Source organism: Chryseobacterium sp. MIQD13, from assembly GCF_050496705.1.
Lineage (GTDB): Bacteria > Bacteroidota > Bacteroidia > Flavobacteriales > Weeksellaceae > Chryseobacterium.
Genome location: NZ_JBNWAF010000001.1, coordinates 611,313 through 630,041 on the forward strand (window position 1 = coordinate 611,313; position 18,729 = coordinate 630,041).

Sequence of the window (18,729 nt, forward strand, 5' to 3'; positions counted from 1 at the left end):
CTTTTATTACTGGAAACCTCTTGGGTTTGCCGTTTGTTTTACAAAGTCATTTGCTGAATTATTGGTGTCTTCCAGAACTTTTCTTTTCCCTCCGTTATTAGGAAGATCTACCAGTGCTTTTGTTTTTCTGAGTACAGCCTGAGAATTGAATGCAGCATCACATGCAATAGATGAGGCATCAATGGAAGCGCTCAGCATTTTTGGTCTCTGAGAGTTGGGATTGTTATGCTGAAGATCTACCCCATCAATAATAGCGCTGTTCGGGATCTGCTTAAAGTATCTGGTATTGGAATTAACCGTTGTTACCGACGGATCAGAATAATCAGGAAGTGCATTCAGATCATCAATTCTGAAGATCACAAAGCTGTCTCTTCCTAAATTGTCCATAATAAAATCGTTATTCGGGCTCCAGTATCCTGTTCTTCCCCAGTAAGCAATCTGCATATCCGGTACTGCCGGATTCTGAATATCAAATTTATAAACGGGCTGCCCGATAGAAAGGTTGTAGTCTCCTAAATACACTTCAAAATTAGCGGTACTCAAATCTACCGTCAGTGAAGGGTTTTGAATGGTAATCGGGCTTCCTGTGTTATCTACTAAAGGTGCTTTATGATTCACTCCGTTTTGGGCAATCACAATGCTTTCTCCTGGCAAAATCGGGTATTGTGTTCCGTTTCCTGGAACTTTTAAAATATAATCAGCATAAGCATAGTCTGTATTGGCTGTATTCCCCATCGTCATACCGATAGATTTGCTCCAGTCGAACTGTCCGTTAGCCTGAGAATAACTATTGTTAGTTGCCGTATTTACTTTTCCATAAAGCTGCCCAATGTAAAGCCCGTCTGCATAGATAATCTGATCAGAATTGTTATAAATTTCAATAAACTGGTCTCTGAAACTTGCTCCCTGCAAAGCATGTGATCCGGCATAATAAATCTGCTTAATCAAAAGATCGCCCACTCTGGCTCCTTTCACTTCTACGAAAGTGGATTGTATATTGGCGCTGACAATGGCATTTTCCTGAACACCATTAAAGCTCATTTCCCCGGAAGCCGCCTGGTATCCGAATGTTGTAAGAAATTCGTCTGCAAGCATTTTTTTAGATACGGTAATCTTGTAAGTCCCCGGAATAACATTCTGAAAATTGGCATATCCGTTCGCATCAGTATCCAGTGTATAAGTGTCCCCTGAATTATTATTGGTCATTACCACCGTTGCTTTTTTAGTCTGTTTATCTCCGTAAACTGCTTTCTCATATGATACCTTTACCTGGTAAGCAACCGGTTGCAAAGAGGTACCGCTGCCGTTTCCAAAATCGTCATCACGACAGGAAACAAGCATCAGTATTATTGTTAAAAAGCTCAATAACTGTTTCATAGTGTTTATTTTTTATAGTAAGTATTAAAATTGATATTCTATTTTGGCTCCGAAAGAAAGTTTCAGAAGATCGGTTTTCAGTGTCTCAATAGTTGCCCCGTTCTCAGTTTTTGTCTGGATCTGCTTTAAATCAAGGAAATTATTAGCATAAAAAGAAAACTTAAATCCGTTTTGGAAGTCTTTGGAAATTTTAAGGTTGAAATTATGAAAGACCTTTCCCAGCTTTGAATTTTCCTCATCCACATCATTATCCTTAATGCTGGTAAACTGTGTAGGATCATTGATCTGCTCAGGAGTCAGCATTACTTTTTCCATATTGGTATTGATGTAAGCATATAGAACTTTCGGGTTATAGATCAGCTTATCATCGATAAAGAAATGCTGGGTACGCAGGGAAATAACGAGTCCCGCTTTCGGGAGATGGTAATTCACTGCAGCACTTACCGTCATTTGTTTGTACTGTGATTCCACAGACCTGTATAAGCCGTATATTGCTCCGTCAGCAAGAGTTTTGGAGTCTTTATAACGGTCTACACTGGAATTGTTCTTTGTTTCCACATAACTTCCGTTAATATCCAGACTGATATTTTTTATCGGAAGCTTGTTAAGATTCATCATTAATTCCAGTCCTTTATCTTCTGATTTAAGGCTGTTAACAATCCTGTTCTGCAGATAGTAGAAATTATTATACCCGATTACATCATAGGTCGGCGTATTGGTTCCGTCATAATTGATCTGAAGCTTTGCCTGCTGTCTTTTTGATGCATAATATTCGTTGGTAAAGCCATCATATAATTTATTATAGTAAGCTGTAAGCCCTACGTTACCATAGGCAAATTTATAATCGACTCCTATTTCAGAACGGATACTTTTTGATGGTTTCAGATTTTTGTTGTCAGCAAAATCTACAAAAGTCTGTACTACACCAAGGTTATAATATCCCGGAAGCCTCACATCGGCGAGAACCTGGTCATAATATCTTGGTCCTGTATAGATCATATTGATGGAAGGTGCTTTGGATGCAATCCCAAAACCTCCCCTGAATTTGAAATTCTTATAGATAAGATATGAATTGATTCTCGGCTGCAGCACGGAAGCTCCGAACTGATTATCAAATCTCACCCCAGCATTTAAATTGAAAATATAATTCCCGAATCTTTTGAATACATTGTCTTCTGCATAAACAGAGTATTGATATTCTGCCCTTACATTCTGCCCGAAATTATAAGGTCTGAAAGCCTGACCGCCACCCGCAAAAGGAGTAATAAGCGTTTCCGGAGTTCCCAGTCTTCCTGCCCCTTTATTGTCGCTGCTTCTTAATGAGGTTCCCACTAAGAAATTATGGATCCATTCACGTTCTGTTTTAAGATTCTTTTTAAGCTCGGCAGAAAGAAACATAGAAATAGGTTTTCCTTCCACTTCCTGTACCTGTCTGTAATTAATCGGGGTATACGAACCTGTGTAAACACCATCTTCAGTACTTGTTCCTACAATCTTACCTCCGGTATTCACAAGTTTGGAATCATAGGTATTCTGGTAAGCCTGGCTGTAGTTTGCATTGATGCTTAAATTATCCACGAATGCATCTTTGAATCTCCAGTTAAAACGGTTCGATATTTTGAAAGATCTGTTTTTATTTTTAATGATCTGCTTGGAAGCATCTTCTTCCTCGAAATTGGCATTGTCGAAATTATCACCATAATCCAGGGAAACGGAATTGCTGATGTTCTTGTTTTTGTTGTAAACCGTCCACATCAAGCTGGTAGTTACCCTTTGATAGTGGTTGAACTTCGTTCTGGGATCTGAATTTGAACTTAAATAATTGACATTAACATTTAAGAATCCTAACTTATCATTAATCTTAAGCCCTTTATTAAGGTTAAACTCCTGTGTTCCTTCTCTTAAAGCAATATATGCCCTGTATGGGGTCTTTCCACTTTTCTGCTGAATATTAACCAGACCGGAAGTAAGGTCTCCGTATTTAGCAGACGGAATTCCCTGAACCACCTCCACACTTTCAATATTTTCTACAGGAATCTCTCTGAGGTCGACTCCGAAATTAGCGTTGGAAAAATAACCGTTATAACCGTTTCCCTTTCCGAATCCCAGCATATTGGGATTGAACAGTGAACCTTCATTACTTAAAACCGGTGATATGGTAGAATAATTTCCAGTATACCCCTGCATATTTTCGTTATTGGAGATAGGAATCCCGTCTACAACAATCGCAGTACCGAAGGACTTATTCCCGAAGCCATCTGCACCTGTTCTTGTTAAAGATTCAAGATTTGTTGAACGGAAAACAATCGGTTTAAATTCATTAAGGGAAAGGTTTCTCTGTTTCTGCCCCGGAATCTGCTCCAGAACCTCGTTCAGTGAAAATGCCTGGATATTTTTAAGAGCTTCTTCCTTGATCTCAATCTCAGAATAATTCTTCTTTTTGGCAGCCAGCGCAATTTCCTTAATACGGATTGATGCAGCCTGCATTTCTACAGTGATTCCCTCAGCAGGTACAACGGTATATGTTTTTCTTTCTTCAAGAAGTCCGGATCTTGAAAATACCAGCGTCTCATTAGTTTGATAATTAATCTTAAATAGTCCCGAATTGTCGGTTACCGTCCAGATTCCGGTATTATCCACACCGACCTTAACTCCCGAAACAGGCTTCTTACTATCCGCTGCCACTACAATTCCGGTAATAGTCTGACCACTTACGGAAAGAATAACGAACTGAAAAGCAAGCAGTAATACTTTTTTCTTCAACTTTAACAATTTTTGGCAAAACTATTTATAATTTTTCTAAATAAAAATAAAAACCATCTAATTTTTCATGATTTTTTTCTTCACAAATTGTGGAATTATTTAATCTGGCCTATATTTTAATTAAAAATCAATAAAAGCCCTGAAATAATAGAGTAATAAAAAATTATGATTTATGAATCTTATACACCAAAAGAGATTTATGTATAAAAATGAAGAAATAATAAACCTTTTAAAATATAAAATAAGCAATAATGTAAAAAGCTGAAAAATCTTATTATTTAAAAGTTACAGACTGGAATATTATATGTAAAATAACAGGAACAAAAAAAGAGAAGCAAAATGCTTCTCTTTTAATATTTGAATTTTAAATCTTTCAATCAAAAATTACATATGGATCGGTCTTTTTGCTGTAGCATCCAATGCCGCCTCTTTAATAGCCTCGGCATATGTTGGGTGAGCGTGAGAGCTTCTTGCAATATCTTCTGCACTTGCACGGAATTCCATAGCAATTACACCTTCTGCAATAAGGTCGGCAGCTCTTGCTCCGATAATGTGCATTCCCAAAACTTCGTCAGTTTTTTCATCTGCGATAATCTTCACAAGACCATCAATATCACCACTTGCACGGCTTCTTCCTAATGCTCTCATTGGGAAAGATCCTACTTTGTAAGCTACTCCTTCTTCTTTCAGCTGCTCTTCGGTTTTACCAACTCCGGCAACTTCAGGCCAAGTGTATACTACTCCAGGAATCAGGTTGTAATTGATGTGAGGTTTTTGGCCTGCCAATATTTCAGCAACCAAAACTCCTTCTTCTTCAGCTTTGTGAGCAAGCATTGCTCCTTTGATAACATCACCGATCGCGTAGATGTTGGCAACGTTAGTCTGCAGATGGTCGTTTGTTTTTACTCTTCCTCTTTCGTCAAGTTCCACCCCTGCTTTTTCAAGAGCAAGACCTTCTGTATAAGGTTTTCTACCTACAGAAACCAGGCAGTAATCTCCTTCTACAACAACCTCTTCTCCTTTTTTATCTTTAGCAGTTACTTTTACAGTATCTCCGTTTCTTTCCACAGCAGAAACAGCAGTAGAAAGCATAAATTTCATTCCTTGTTTTTTAAGAACTTTAGTCAATTCCTTGCTTAAAGCCCCATCCATTCCCGGAATGATCTTATCCATAAATTCAACAACAGTTACCTGAGCGCCTAGTCTTAAGTATACAGAACCTAATTCAAGACCGATTACTCCTCCACCGATTACTACCAGGTGCTTAGGAATTTCTTTAAGGTTCAATGCTTCTGTAGAAGTAATCACTCTTTCTTTATCAAGAGAAATAAAAGGAAGTGAAGACGGCTTGGAACCTGTTGCGATAATGGTATATTTGGATTCGATAGTTTCTGAAGAACCATCATTTTTAGTTACTTTGATCTGAGTAGCAGATTCGAAGCTTCCTAATCCTTCAAAAACAGTGATTTTGTTTTTGCTCATCAGGTAGTTGATCCCATCTGTATTCTGTTTTACCACTTCGTTCTTACGCTCGATCATTCTTGCGATATCAGCCTGTGGCTCATTGATGATGATTCCGTGGCCTGCAAAATTGTGTTTTGCATTCTCGAAATGCTCAGAGCTGTCTAAAAGCGCTTTTGACGGAATACATCCAACGTTAAGACAAGTTCCGCCTAAAGTTGGATATTTTTCAATAATTGCTGTTTTGAAACCTAATTGTGCCGCACGGATAGCAGCCACATAACCTCCAGGACCAGAACCGATTACGGTAACATCGAATTGACTCATGTTATTTTATGAATTTGTTTATTATTATCTTTCTTAATTCTCACAAATTTACATATAAATTACCAAGCACCAAAGTGAGTTTTATCAATTTTGAGATTGATAATTCAGATGATTTGATTTGAGGAATATCTATTTTAATAATTTTATATTTTCTTCATCCCCTTCTTTCAGATAGATGGCCGTGAAAACAAGCGGCTTTTTTGCTGATGCGTTATCAAAGTGAAGAATTTTTACATTTTTAGGCTCATAGAAAGCTTCTCCTTCATGAAGAATCACTTTCTGCTGACCTTCTATCTGAAAAACAGCTTCTCCGGATTTTATGACTCCCACCACGGGACAAGGATGAAGATGCGCTGGAACCTGAACTCCTGCAGGTATCGTTATCTCCTGAATTTCTGTAGAGTTAATTTTTTGGTCAATAGCGGTTTTTAATAATTCCTTTCTGGAGATGGTTTTTTGCTGAGCCATCATTACAACAGAATTCAGTATCAAAACAACGATTATAAATGGCTTTATTAAATTTCCCATTTTTATATTATCTTAAATTATATTCCAGGTCTTTATGGTCACACATTCAATTTTCCCTGTCCAATAGTTCCTGTACTATCAAAATAGGAGCCTCCATATACATACCATTCAAGGTTTTCCAGATATTCCACTGCATTTTCCGGTGTGATCTGCGAACGGTCTTTTTTCGAAACAATTCCTTTGTACCATCTTCCCGATTTGGAAAAACTTTCGTATTCAACAAAATAATGAATCCATATTCTTTGACACAGCTTACACTGCTGAATTGTTACTTCTCCATATCTTCCGTTCGTGTGATCTGTACCCAATTCCGAACTTCTGTATTCAGTATAATTGTGATCAGGCTTTTCACAGGCGCATCCTATTTTGGGGATTTTCTTCATTGATTGTTATTGATTTTACCAGATCCAAATCTAAGAAAATAAAATTCCATAAGACAAGTACTACTTCATTAAATCCAGTAGAACCTTCTCATATTTATCCAGAATAATATCCTTTGAAAACCTTGATCTGATAGAATTTTTTATACCATCCCGGTTATAATTCTCCTGCAGAACTTTCATTATTTGCTGGGAGAAATTGTCATAATTCTCAATATTTGAAATCTCCCCGTTTACCTGGTGCTGAATGATTTCATTGATTCCTCCCGGGCAGTTATTAGCCAGAGAATAGGTACCGCAAGCCCCTGCTTCCAGCAATACGTTCGGAAAACCTTCGTATCGTGAAGAGAGAATAAAGAGATCGGCATATTTTAAAAACTGGTACGGATTGTCCTTTCTGCCATGGAAAATAACATTTTTAAGCCCCAAAAAATCCTTCATTTGCAGCAATACATCTTTGTCTTTACCATCACCCAGAATATGGAGCATTACATTTTCATTCTTAAGTCTTGAAAATACTTTAAGCAGGTTATCAAAACCTTTTCTTGCCGAAAGATTTCCTATTGCGACTACATTTTTATAATTGTATTTAAAACTTTCAGGCTTTAAAGAAATGGTCAGTTTTTCATTAATAAAATCAAAATCTACGGGATTGTTTATTTTGACGATTTTCTTCTTTTTTATATTAAAATTATCTACCAGATCATGCATCATGTCATCACTTTGTGCAATAATTCTCTGATAGTTATTGTAAAAATTATAGAAGAATTTAATTTCTTTACGGGTCACATGCTGCGTTACTACATTTGTTTCACGGGCAATGAATTTTGTTCTTGGAAACAATTTGATAAACAAAGCAAGATAAGCATTCACTTCACCAAAACCCGAAAATACAATATCCGGTTTTCTTCGGTAGATTTCACCTAAAATAGGTTTTAAAGAATGCCTGATCCTTTCTGTATTGATGTCTATGATTTCAACATCTTTTTTAAGGAAATTAAGATATCCGCCCTGTTTACGAAGCAACAGGATTTTAGGCTCAAACCGGTCTCTGGAAAGATGATTGGCTATAGTGGTAACAATTCTTTCTGCTCCACCGGTTTCCAGGTCCGGCAGAATAAATATGACAGATATTTTTTTCATCAGTGTAAAGTTAGTAAAAAGTTTTATTGACCTTTAATTTCTGCTTGTAATTAATGATTTTTAACTTAAAAATATTAAGATATTTTTGACTTTTCTATTTATTTAATTTATCATTATCATACCATAGGAATCTAAGTTTTTGTTTCCCTTTATAACCGAGATTCCTATGGATGACAAACTTGGCTATTTTTTTCAAACTATTAAATAAAAAAGAAATTCTTCTGTGGAAGAATTTCTTTCAAAATTATTTTATTTTCGTCCTTGTATAAACCAAGCTATAAAAAAATTAAAAGCAAGTATCAGAACATAACATCCTATTAAAAATAGAGCGAAATAAAGTATATATTTTAAATACTTTTTCACTTTAGTTTGCGACATCACTGATGAATTTTATTCTCAACATTCTTACTTCCTCATCAGAAAGTTCATCTCCGAATTCATCAAGAAGCACTTTCATGCTGTCACTTTCAGATTCAGTCATGAATTCTATGAAGCCGTCTACAATGTCTTCATCAAAATTATCTTCGATATAATAGTCAATATTCAATTTTGTTCCCTGATAAACGATACTTTCCATTTCTTTCAAAAGTTCGTTCATGGAAAGATTCTTAGCTCTTGCAATATCTTCAAGATCAATCTTTTTATCAGTACTCTGAATAATGAAAACTTTGTGGCTGGATTTGTTGGCCACCTGCTTCAGTACCATATCCTGCATACGTTCAATATTATTTTCCTCAACGTAAGCTTTGATGAAATCTGCGAATTCTTTACCATACTTTTTGGCTTTTCCTTCTCCTACTCCATAGATCTTTGCAATCTCCTCCAGTGAAATCGGATACTGAACCGTCATATCCTCCAAACTTGGATCCATGAAGACCGTATAAGGCGGAATTCCATGTTTCTTAGCAACTTTCTTTCTCAAATCTTTTAACTGATTGAAGAGATTCTGATCCATACCACCTCCGGACTGCTGTTGAACCTGATCGCTTTCTGCCTTAGCCTGAGTAAGATCAAATTCTCTGTCTTCAGCAATTAAAAAAGGTTCTTTAAGTTTGTTTTCCAATAAACTTCTGGCCCTTTCAGACATTTTTAATACTCCGTAAGTCTCAATATCTTTTTGCAGATATCCCTGAACCGTAGCCTGTCTTAAAATGGTTTTCCAGTAATTATCTTTTTCCTCTTTTCCGAAACCGAAATGAGAAGTCTGTTCTAATTTATATGATTTCGTAACTGCATTTTCTTTCCCGGCAATTACTGAGATCAGATCCTTGGACCTGAATTTTTCCCCCGTATCTTTAATGAGGGTTAACACTTTTTTCAGATCTGCTGTTGCATCTTTTAGCTTCGGAGGGTTTGATGAGTTATCACACATACTTGCTCCGTCGCCACTTACCGGATCAAAGTTCTCTCCAAAATAATAAAGAATATACTGCCTTCTGCTCATTGAGGTTTCAGCATATCCTACTACCTCATTTAAAAGCTGCAGTCCGATTTCCCTTTCAGAAACAGGCTTCTGTGCAAGGAATTTTTCCAGTTTTTCAATATCCTTGGGATCATAAAATGCCAGACAATGGCCCTCGCCACCGTCTCTTCCTGCCCTTCCTGTTTCCTGATAGTAACTTTCCAGAGATTTAGGAAAATCATAATGGATCACAAAACGTACATCCGGCTTGTCAATTCCCATTCCGAAAGCAATAGTTGCTACAATCACATCCACTTCTTCCATCAGGAATTTATCCTGATTAGCCACTCTCACTTTCTGATCAAGACCGGCATGATATGGAAGCGCATTGATACCGTTTACCTGCAGCAGCTGGGCAAACTCTTCTACTTTTCTTCTGCTCAAACAGTAAACAATCCCGGATTTTCCTTTATGCTGATTGATGAATCTTACGATTTCTTTATCTACATTAACTTTGGGACGTACTTCATAGTACAGGTTCGGACGGTTGAAGCTTTCTTTAAAAACCAATGCATCACTCATTCCTAAAGTTTTCTGGATATCGTCCTGAACCTTAGGAGTTGCTGTAGCAGTCAAGGCGATCACCGGAACTTTGGCAATCTTGTCAATAATTGATTTCAGATTCCTGTATTCTGGTCTGAAATCATGTCCCCATTCTGAAATACAGTGTGCTTCATCAATGGCTACGAAAGAAATCTTAACTTCTTTAAGGAAATCCAGGTAATCGTCTTTGATCAGCGATTCCGGAGCTACATACAAAAGTTTGGTTTTACCTCCTTTGATGTCGTCAAAAACCTGTTTTGTCTGTGTCTTATTTAATGATGAATTTAAAACGTGCGCTACCCCATCGTCAGATGAAAGGCCGTTTACCGCATCTACCTGATTCTTCATTAACGCTATTAGAGGCGAAACTACTATTGCCGTACCTTCTGAAATAAGTGCCGGAAGCTGATAACATAATGACTTACCACCTCCTGTAGGCATCAATACAAATATATCCTTCCCACCAAGTAGGTTGTCTATAATTTGTTCCTGCTGGCCTTTAAATGTAGAAAACCCGAAATACTTTTTCAATTCGCCTGATAAATTGGCTTTTTTTGCGTTCATCTAATTTTCTATTGCTAAATTTGCATCCAACCCAAAGTTATAAAAATTCTGCTTAAAATAAAAGCGAACGAATTTATAAAAAATAAAACTTATATTAAATATTCTTTTTTAAATATAACGTTTTTTAATGAATTTTTTGTATGCCTTAAAATTATAAAATGGAAAGAACCGACATTATTTCAATTGCCAAAAGCACTTTAGAAATAGAAATTTCAGAGCTTGAAAAATTAAAGAACAGGATCAATGAAGATTTTGCCAAAGCAGTGGAGATTATTCACTCGGCAAAGGGGAAATTAATTGTTGTGGGAATCGGGAAATCTGCTCACGTAGGCAATAAAATTGTGGCTACTTTAAATTCTACGGGTACGCCATCGCAATTTCTTCATGCTTCTGAAGCAATCCATGGAGATCTTGGGGTGATTCAGAAGCAGGATGTGGTTTTATGCATCTCGAATTCCGGAAATTCACCTGAAATAGCGAACCTTGTACCTTATTTGAAAGATTATTCTTCCGCTTTGATCGGAATGACAGGAAATAAAAACAGCAAACTTGCAGAATTTTCAGAGATTGTTCTGGATACCCATGTAGATGTGGAAGCCTGCCCGAACAAACTGGCTCCTACAAGTTCTACCACAATTCAAATGGCACTTGGAGATGCTATGGCTGTTGCTTTGATGGAACTTAACGATTTCAGGGAGAATGATTTTGCCAAATTCCATCCGGGAGGAAGCTTAGGAAAGAATCTCGTTTCAAAAGTAGACCAGTTTTTATCACCTCAAAAACCTCAGGTTGAGGAAAATGCTCCGGTAAGAGATGTTATTATTTCAATCAGCGCATCAAGCCACGGAATTACAGTGGTAACCCATGATGAAAAAATCATCGGGGTAATCACAGACGGAGATTTGAGAAGAATGTTGATGAAAGGAGATGATATTAGTAAGATCCAGGCAAAAGATATTATGTCTGCGAATCCTAAAACCATCGAAAGAGATACATTAGCAAAAGAAGCAATGAAAATCCTGAAAGAAAACAATATCGGCCAGCTGATCGTCACAGAAAACGGGAAATATTTCGGGATCATTGATCTTCACACATTGCTTGATGAAGGAATCAATTAATTGTGTTTAAAATCATTTATAATAAATCAACAGACGGTATCTATAAAATATCGTCTTTTTTTTTGCGAAAATTCAAAGTAATAACAGATACCTGATCATCTTAAATAAAATCACGTTCAATAATTCTAAATACTGATTATTATTTCATAATTTCGCAGACTTAAACGGCTTAGCTTTTACAGGTTGGCTATTTTAGAGAGACTTTAGTATATGGACGAAAAAAAAGAAATGTCCTTTTTGGGACATATTGGAGAATTAAGAGGCCACCTTGTCCGCTCAATTATTGCTATTATAATCGTTGCAATAGCTGTAGGATTCAATATCAACTGGATCATGGACCATATCTTTTTTGGACCTACCAGAAATGATTTTCCAACTTTCAGGGTAGTTAACCATTTTTCAAGAATGCTTTTAGGGGAAGACAGTATTCATCTTCCAAAGGACTTCCCGGTTCGTGTACAACGGCTTTACCAGCAGTTTAATGTGATGATGGCTGTTTCTGTTTTCGGAGGCTTGATAGGTGCTTTTCCTTATATTGTATGGGAGCTGTGGAGATTTATAGGTCCTGCTCTTCATCCAAAGGAAAGAAAGAATTCTATCTTTATTATCAATGCTGTGTGGATTCTGTTTATGACAGGGGTTTTATGCGGTTACTTCCTGATTCTTCCGTTCGCTGTGAATTTCGGGGTTATTTTTAAGATTTCCGATATTATTATTCCGCTTTACGACTTAAGTGATTATACCACTTTATTTTTACAGGTCATTTTAGGTATGGGAATTATTTTTCTGTTCCCTATCCTGATCTACTTCCTTACCAGCATTGGAATTCTGACGCCTATGTTTATGAAGACCTACCGCCGCCATGCTATTGTCCTGATCATGGTTGTTGCAGCGATCATTACACCGGCAGATGTTTTAAGTATGCTTATGGCTGCTTTTCCACTGCTTATTTTATATGAATTCAGTATCGTGATGTGTTCTGTCACGTACAAAAAAGTACAGAAAGCAGCAGGAAATCTTCCGGCAGTACAGAAGTAATACAAATCAGATTGAAACTTTATTGTTTATAATATCAGAGTCCGGTTTTAGCCGGACTTTTTATATGCTGCTTCTCTGATCAATTATTCTCCCTTTATTTTATTTTTTCCATTATCCATTCAATAGTGCCATTAATTTTTCTATTTTTGATAGAATTTAATTTGATTCTAAATGAAAAAGCTGACATATACACTTTTATTTGCTTCGGGGCTTGCTTTCGGGCAGTTTTTTGAAAAAGACAAAGTCTACACTAAACAGGATACCTTGAAAGGTTCTGATACTCAATTCAGGAATTTTTGGGATGTCAAAAAATATGACCTTTCCGTAGAACCGGATTTTGCACAGAAAAGTATTAAAGGGTATAATAAGATCAGTTTTGAAATTACCAAAGATATCACTGATCCTGTTTTCCAGATCGATTTACAGAAACCGATGAAAGCAGATAAAGTGGAAGCCGGCTTCCCGGTTGCCAGCTATAAACAGGATGGGGATTTTATTTTCGTTACAGCCAAAAAGAAGTTCAAAAAAGGAGAAAAATTTAGTATTGATGTAACTTATTCCGGAAGTCCCACCATTGCAAAAAATGCTCCCTGGGACGGAGGCTGGGTTTTCACGAAGGACGACAAGGGAAATCCGTGGATGAGTGTTGCCGATGAGGGAATCGGGGCATCCATATGGCTTCCTACAAAAGATATATGGAGCGATGAGCCTGAAAACGGGATCATTATGAAGATCATCACTCCGAATGATCTTGTAGGTGTAGGAAACGGAAGGCTTATTGGCAAAAAAACAGAAGGCAGCAAAACGGCTTACACATGGGAAGTGAAAAATCCTATCAATGCTTATTCCATCATTCCGAATATTGGTAAATATGTCAATTTTAAAGATACATTTAATGGTGAAAAAGGAAAACTTGATCTGGATTACTGGGTACTGGACTACAATCTGGAAAAAGCAAAAAAACAGTTTCAGCAGGTAAAACCTATGCTTTCTGCGTTTGAATACTGGTTCGGAGCGTATCCTTTCTATGAAGATTCATACAAGCTTGTAGATACTCCTTATCTGGGTATGGAACATCAAAGTAATGTTGCTTACGGAAATAAATATATGAACGGCTATCTGGGAAGAGACCTTTCAGGAACAGGTGTAGGTCTCAATTGGGATTATATCATCATTCATGAAAGCGGACATGAGTGGTATGCTAATAATATTACGGCAAAAGATCAGGCAGACATGTGGATCCATGAAAGTTTCACAATGTATTCCGAAGTTCTTTTCACCGAGAAATTTATGGATAAAAAATCAGCTGATATATATGCTGTTGGGGTCCGTAATATGATTCAGAATGATATTCCTATCATTGGAAAATATGGTGTCCGAAATGAAGGCAGCGGTGATATGTATCCTAAAGGAGCCAGTATGCTTCATACAATCAGACAGGTAATCAATAATGATGAAAAATTCAGACAGATCCTGAGAGGAATGAATAAAGATTTCTATCATCAGACCGTTACCACAAAACAGATCGAAGATTATATGTCATCAAAATCAGGAATTGATTTGTCAAGCATTTTCAATCAGTATTTAAGGACAGTAAAAATTCCTAACCTTGAATATTCGCAAAACGGAGATTCTTTAAAATTCAGGTATACAGATATCGTTAAAGGACTTAAACTTCCTATTATCATCAATGGTGACCAAACCATCAACCCTACCGAAAGCTGGCAGACGGTAAAGCTTAAAAAAAGCACACCGGTAGAATTCAATAAGAATTATTACATCAATTATAACCAGGTTCAGTAAAATAAAGACTAAAAGGCAAATCGTAACATTACAGATTTGCCTTTTTATTTCAAGTGCTAAAGTCCGGAAATTAACATTTTGAAATTTTAAGAAAAGTTTAATACAATATTTCGTAACAAAACGATCAAAAAAACTACTATTTAACCATAAACATTAAATCTAATGAGAAAAGCAGCAATAAGTCTGGGTCTTTTCGCCGCCTTTTTGGCCAATGCCCAATCCATAAAAACTACGATTGATCTTGTAAATGTAAAAGACGATAAGGTAGCCGTCACTATGGAATTCCCGAAAATGAAATCCGGAGATATTAAATTCCATTTTCCTAAGACCGTTCCCGGCACCTATTCCGTGGATGATTACGGAAGATTTGTGGAAGGGATTAAATTTTATGATAACAAAGGAAGAGAATTAGCCTTTACAAAAGTTAATGACAACACCTATTCATTAAAAAATGCACAGGCATTAAGCAAAGTAACTTACCTCGTTAATGACAGTTTTGATGATGAGCAGGACAATTCAAAACATAAGGCTGTATTTTCTCCCTCAGGAACCGATATTGAGGAAGGAAAAATATATATGATCAATACTCACGGTTTTATCGGATATATTGACAATATGCAGGATGTTCCGTATCAGTTGATCGTTCAGAAGCCTGCCGGATTCTATGGAACAACCGCTCTTGTGGATCAGGATAAGTCTGATGCTACAGACACCTATACTCTTGCCAATTATGCTAAAGTGACCGATTCTCCGCTTATGTACACGAAGCCGGATTATATTACCTTCAATGCAGGCGGGATGGATCTTGTACTCGGAGTGTATTCTCCTACAGGAAAGTATAAAGCTGCAGATTTTAAGGATAATCTTGAAAAAATGGTAGTGGCTCAGAAGAAGTTCCTGGGTGATATGAATACAAATAAAAAATATGCGATCATGCTCTATCTTTCCGGAGGCGACGGACCGCAAATCAAAGGTTTCGGAGCACTGGAACATCATGAGTCCACAAGTGTTGTACTTCCGGAAATGATGCCGAAAGATGCCATTGATAAAACAATTACAGATGTGGTTTCCCACGAGTTTTTCCATACGGTAAACCCTTTGAAAACACATTCTGAAGAGATCCATTATTTTGATTATGCTGATCCTAAAATGTCCCAGCACTTATGGATGTACGAAGGCGGAACAGAATATTTCGCCAATCTTTTCCAGATTCAGGAAAACCTGATCAACAAGGATGAATTCCTTAAAAGAATCGGTGAAAAGATCACTAATTCAAAGAATTACGATGATACGATGCCATTTACGGTCATGAGTAAGAATGTTCTGAAGGATGAATATAAAGACCAGTACAGAAACGTTTATGAAAAAGGAGCATTGCTGACCATGTGTCTGGATATTGAACTGAGAAAGCTGTCTAACGGGGAAATGGGCTACCGCGATATGATCAGAAAACTGTCCCAGAGATTCGGAGAAAACAAACCCTTCAAAGATGATAAGTTGGTAGACGAACTGGTAACTGTAACCGGCTACCCACAGGTTAAGGATTTCTATAACAAATACATTGCAGGAAACCAGCCGACCCCTTATGCCGAATACCTGAATATGGTAGGCGTAGAAACAAAAAAAATGGATACACCGCCTCTTTTCTGGTTCATCAAAGATCCGAACCAGACGGGGTATAATGATAAGAATAATACTTTTATTTTTGACGAAAGTTCTGCCCTGTCCCCTTTTGCAAAAAGTGTAGGATTTAAGATCACTGATGAAATTTTAGCTCTGGATGGGAAAACCATCAATGTACAGAATATGCAGGATTTTATCAATTATGCCAAATCCATTAAAGAAGGTCAGAACGTTACAGTTACCGTATTAAGAAAAAATGGTGACAAAACAGATAAAATAGATCTTAAAGGAAAAGCTATTTTGGATAAAATGACTATAGAAACCCTGCAGTATAAAGCCAATCCAACTCCTGCAGAATTGAAGCTTCAAAGTCAGTGGCTGACCGGGAAGAAGTAATGAAAATTTAAAATTAGCAGATAATAAAAAAGCGGAGAAAATTTTCTCCGCTTTTTCTATTTTGTGTCTTGTGACTTACTTAAAAGCTCAAGGGTATGCTCTACGTGACCTCCCCCTTTCCATTCATCATGGCCGGGAATTACTTTAGCATCGGAAGGATATTTTGCCTGCAGGTTTTTCATGGTAGACGGCCACTGTTTTACGTTTGCCTCTCCTGTATAACCAAGGTCTGTAGCACTTACGCTTTTCACAAGGCAGCCTCCATCCAAAACATTATATTTAGGGAACCATACGACTACGTTATCTGCGGTATGCCCTTCACCAAGAAAATCTACAACAAACTCTTCGCCTCCTATTTTATATTTTTTACCGACATTAATAAGTTTACTGGAAGTTGCTTTGCCTTCTTTTTTCAGAAATTCATTGGTTTTAGCCGTCGCATACGTACTGATTCCTTTATTATTGTAAAAGCTCAGGTCTCCGGCTCTGTCCATATGTGAATGTGTTGCAAATACCGCAATTACAGGCAGGTTATGTTTCTTTTTTATAGTATCCATAAGGGTTTGATATTGGCTTTTTTCCCATGGAACATCAAATAATACCACTCCTTTTTTTGTTACAAGATAAGCAGCATTGGCTGAATATTCTTTACCGTCAAAAACTCCAAATGTCTGATATAAATACAACTTTTTCGGACTAAGAGGTTCTATAACAAAATCTTTTACCTGCGCATTGGAAAAACTAATTGAGAATAAACACAGCATTGCAAAAGCCTTAACACTTTTCTTCATAATTTTTATAGTATTTAGTTGATAAATCAAATATAGATTGGACGGAATAATTGGACCCAATTGTTGTCCGGAAGAAGTACAAATTTATCTATAATTTGTATAAAACTATTCCCATTCGAAGGATTTAACTTTTTTTAATACAATTGCTGTTCTATTGTAGTATGAGAATAAAAGGAGATTTAAAAGTAAAATTTTTAAAATTTAATAACGAATTGTTTTGAAATAGACCTATTTCAACAATGAGAGTTTATAATTTACGCTTTTTTAATCGTTATCCTGAATGTACTTCCCTTTCCTACTTCAGTCTGGGAAATTTTAATATCGCCATTGTGGTATTCATGAATAACCCTTCTAGCCAGCGAAAGCCCAAGGCCCCAACCTCTTTTTTTGGTAGAATAGCCTGGTTTAAAGGCATTTCTTGCCTGCTGCTTTGTCATTCCGCTTCCGGAATCTTTTACTTCGATGAGGATATTTTTGTTTCTTTCAAAAACATACATTTCCAGTGTTCCTTCCCCTTTCATGGCATCCACAGCATTTTTAACCAGATTTTCGATCACCCAGCTCATCAGGATCTTGTTGTGGGGAACAAGAATAGTATACGTCGGAAGATGCAGACTGAAGTCTATTTTCTTTGAGATTCTTGTTTTGAGATAATTATAGTTCTCTACAATCGTTTCATTAAAATCTTTGTCGTTCAGTTCCGGAACTGAACCTATCTTGGAAAAACGTTCGGAAATGGTCCTCAGTCTTTCAATATCCTTTTCAATCTCGTATACGCCTTCGGATTCCGGGTTATCCAGTTTCATAATTTCCATCCATCCGATCATAGATGATAAAGGAGTTCCGATCTGATGGGCAGTTTCTTTAGCCAGTCCGGCCCATAGATAGCCTTCATCGGTTTTCTTGATCGTTCGCAGAAACCAGAATGAAAACAGAAAATAACACAGAATAAAAAAGCCCAGGATATAAGGAGAATACCTCAAATCATTAAGTAATCTTGAGTTATCGTAATAAACAAACTGGTTATTGCCTTCCGGGATCTTAATTTCAATGGGAGGATAGCTTTTCGCCATTTTCTTGGCCAGAAGGGTGATCTGAACCGGATCATTCTCTATTTCCTTCGGAATATTTTTATGAACCATCGGCCTGTCATCCCTGTCCAGAACAATCATTGGAATTGTATTATTAGAGCTGTAAATTTTGAGAATCAGTTCCTGCACTTCCAGACTGGGAGTTACTTCCTGCTGGAATTTTAAAGCACTTACCAGAATATCCACCCTCTTGATCTCCTCTTTTCGGAGAAAATTGATAAGAATAGTTGAGGCAACCACAATAGTGACAACCACCAAAGTCATCAGCAAAAATATGATCCAGTTATTCAGTCTGGTAAGTATGGATTTCCTCAAAGCTGT

General features: G+C 36.9%; 13 protein-coding genes. 4 read left to right on the forward strand and 9 right to left on the reverse strand.

Annotated features, from left to right (window positions below; genetic code table 11):
- Positions 1-6: 6 nt before the first annotated feature.
- From ACQWU4_RS02945 to recQ, 7 genes are all read right to left on the reverse strand, one after another.
- Complete coding sequence (locus tag ACQWU4_RS02945; RefSeq protein ID WP_429934271.1) at positions 7-1,377, reverse strand: DUF4876 domain-containing protein; 1,371 nt, start codon at positions 1,375-1,377, stop codon at positions 7-9.
- Between the two features lie 24 nt (positions 1,378-1,401).
- Entirely contained in the window at positions 1,402-4,140 is a 2,739-nt protein-coding gene (locus ACQWU4_RS02950; protein ID WP_429934272.1) for a TonB-dependent receptor, read from the reverse strand.
- A gap of 384 nt (positions 4,141-4,524) precedes the next feature.
- Positions 4,525-5,928 carry a dihydrolipoyl dehydrogenase gene (lpdA, locus tag ACQWU4_RS02955; RefSeq protein WP_429934273.1) on the reverse strand — a complete coding sequence of 468 codons (1,404 nt, stop codon included), beginning with the start codon at positions 5,926-5,928 and terminating at the stop codon, positions 4,525-4,527.
- A 129-nt stretch (positions 5,929-6,057) separates the two neighbouring features.
- A complete protein-coding gene (locus ACQWU4_RS02960) occupies positions 6,058-6,456 on the reverse strand; it encodes a cupin domain-containing protein (protein ID WP_429934274.1) in 399 nt (132 codons plus the stop codon).
- 38 nt (positions 6,457-6,494) lie between these two features.
- Positions 6,495-6,839: a hypothetical protein gene (locus ACQWU4_RS02965; protein ID WP_429934275.1), complete on the reverse strand. Its 345-nt coding sequence runs from the start codon at positions 6,837-6,839 to the stop codon at positions 6,495-6,497.
- Positions 6,840-6,899: 60 nt separating this feature from the next.
- Complete coding sequence (locus tag ACQWU4_RS02970; protein WP_429934276.1) at positions 6,900-7,979, reverse strand: glycosyltransferase; 1,080 nt, start codon at positions 7,977-7,979, stop codon at positions 6,900-6,902.
- A gap of 364 nt (positions 7,980-8,343) precedes the next feature.
- Complete coding sequence (gene recQ, locus ACQWU4_RS02975; protein WP_429934277.1) at positions 8,344-10,548, reverse strand: DNA helicase RecQ; 2,205 nt, start codon at positions 10,546-10,548, stop codon at positions 8,344-8,346.
- A gap of 158 nt (positions 10,549-10,706) precedes the next feature.
- Here recQ and ACQWU4_RS02980 point away from each other — a divergent pair, with 158 nt between their 5' ends.
- From ACQWU4_RS02980 to ACQWU4_RS02995, 4 genes are all read left to right on the forward strand, one after another.
- On the forward strand, positions 10,707-11,666 hold the full coding sequence (locus tag ACQWU4_RS02980) for a KpsF/GutQ family sugar-phosphate isomerase (RefSeq protein ID WP_429934278.1): 960 nt from the start codon (positions 10,707-10,709) through the stop codon (positions 11,664-11,666).
- A gap of 210 nt (positions 11,667-11,876) precedes the next feature.
- The gene (gene tatC / locus ACQWU4_RS02985; protein WP_429934279.1) at positions 11,877-12,704 is read left to right on the forward strand and encodes a twin-arginine translocase subunit TatC; all 828 of its coding nucleotides are present in this window, start codon (positions 11,877-11,879) and stop codon (positions 12,702-12,704) included.
- A gap of 171 nt (positions 12,705-12,875) precedes the next feature.
- Positions 12,876-14,507 (forward strand): M1 family metallopeptidase, encoded by a 1,632-nt coding sequence (locus ACQWU4_RS02990; protein ID WP_429934280.1) that lies wholly within the window; start codon positions 12,876-12,878, stop codon positions 14,505-14,507.
- 162 nt (positions 14,508-14,669) lie between these two features.
- Entirely contained in the window at positions 14,670-16,526 is a 1,857-nt protein-coding gene (locus ACQWU4_RS02995; RefSeq protein WP_429934281.1) for a PDZ domain-containing protein, read from the forward strand.
- Positions 16,527-16,582: 56 nt separating this feature from the next.
- Here the strand turns inward: ACQWU4_RS02995 and blaIND are convergent, their stop codons facing one another.
- Both blaIND and ACQWU4_RS03005 read right to left on the reverse strand, forming a co-directional pair.
- Entirely contained in the window at positions 16,583-17,317 is a 735-nt protein-coding gene (blaIND, locus tag ACQWU4_RS03000) for an IND family subclass B1 metallo-beta-lactamase (RefSeq protein WP_429934282.1), read from the reverse strand.
- Between the two features lie 254 nt (positions 17,318-17,571).
- Positions 17,572-18,723 (reverse strand): sensor histidine kinase, encoded by a 1,152-nt coding sequence (locus ACQWU4_RS03005; protein WP_429934283.1) that lies wholly within the window; start codon positions 18,721-18,723, stop codon positions 17,572-17,574.
- Positions 18,724-18,729 lie beyond the last annotated feature (6 nt).

Coding starts and splice junctions, on each gene's coding strand:
- ACQWU4_RS02945 (WP_429934271.1), bottom strand. CDS start 1,377: ATGAAACAGTTATTGAGCTTTTTAACAATAATACTGATGCTTGTTTCC.
- lpdA (WP_429934273.1), bottom strand. CDS start 5,928: ATGAGTCAATTCGATGTTACCGTAATCGGTTCTGGTCCTGGAGGTTAT.
- ACQWU4_RS02960 (WP_429934274.1), bottom strand. CDS start 6,456: ATGGGAAATTTAATAAAGCCATTTATAATCGTTGTTTTGATACTGAAT.
- ACQWU4_RS02965 (WP_429934275.1), bottom strand. CDS start 6,839: ATGAAGAAAATCCCCAAAATAGGATGCGCCTGTGAAAAGCCTGATCAC.
- ACQWU4_RS02970 (WP_429934276.1), bottom strand. CDS start 7,979: ATGAAAAAAATATCTGTCATATTTATTCTGCCGGACCTGGAAACCGGT.
- recQ (WP_429934277.1), bottom strand. CDS start 10,548: ATGAACGCAAAAAAAGCCAATTTATCAGGCGAATTGAAAAAGTATTTC.
- ACQWU4_RS02980 (WP_429934278.1), top strand. CDS start 10,707: ATGGAAAGAACCGACATTATTTCAATTGCCAAAAGCACTTTAGAAATA.
- tatC (WP_429934279.1), top strand. CDS start 11,877: ATGGACGAAAAAAAAGAAATGTCCTTTTTGGGACATATTGGAGAATTA.
- ACQWU4_RS02990 (WP_429934280.1), top strand. CDS start 12,876: ATGAAAAAGCTGACATATACACTTTTATTTGCTTCGGGGCTTGCTTTC.
- ACQWU4_RS02995 (WP_429934281.1), top strand. CDS start 14,670: ATGAGAAAAGCAGCAATAAGTCTGGGTCTTTTCGCCGCCTTTTTGGCC.
- blaIND (WP_429934282.1), bottom strand. CDS start 17,317: ATGAAGAAAAGTGTTAAGGCTTTTGCAATGCTGTGTTTATTCTCAATT.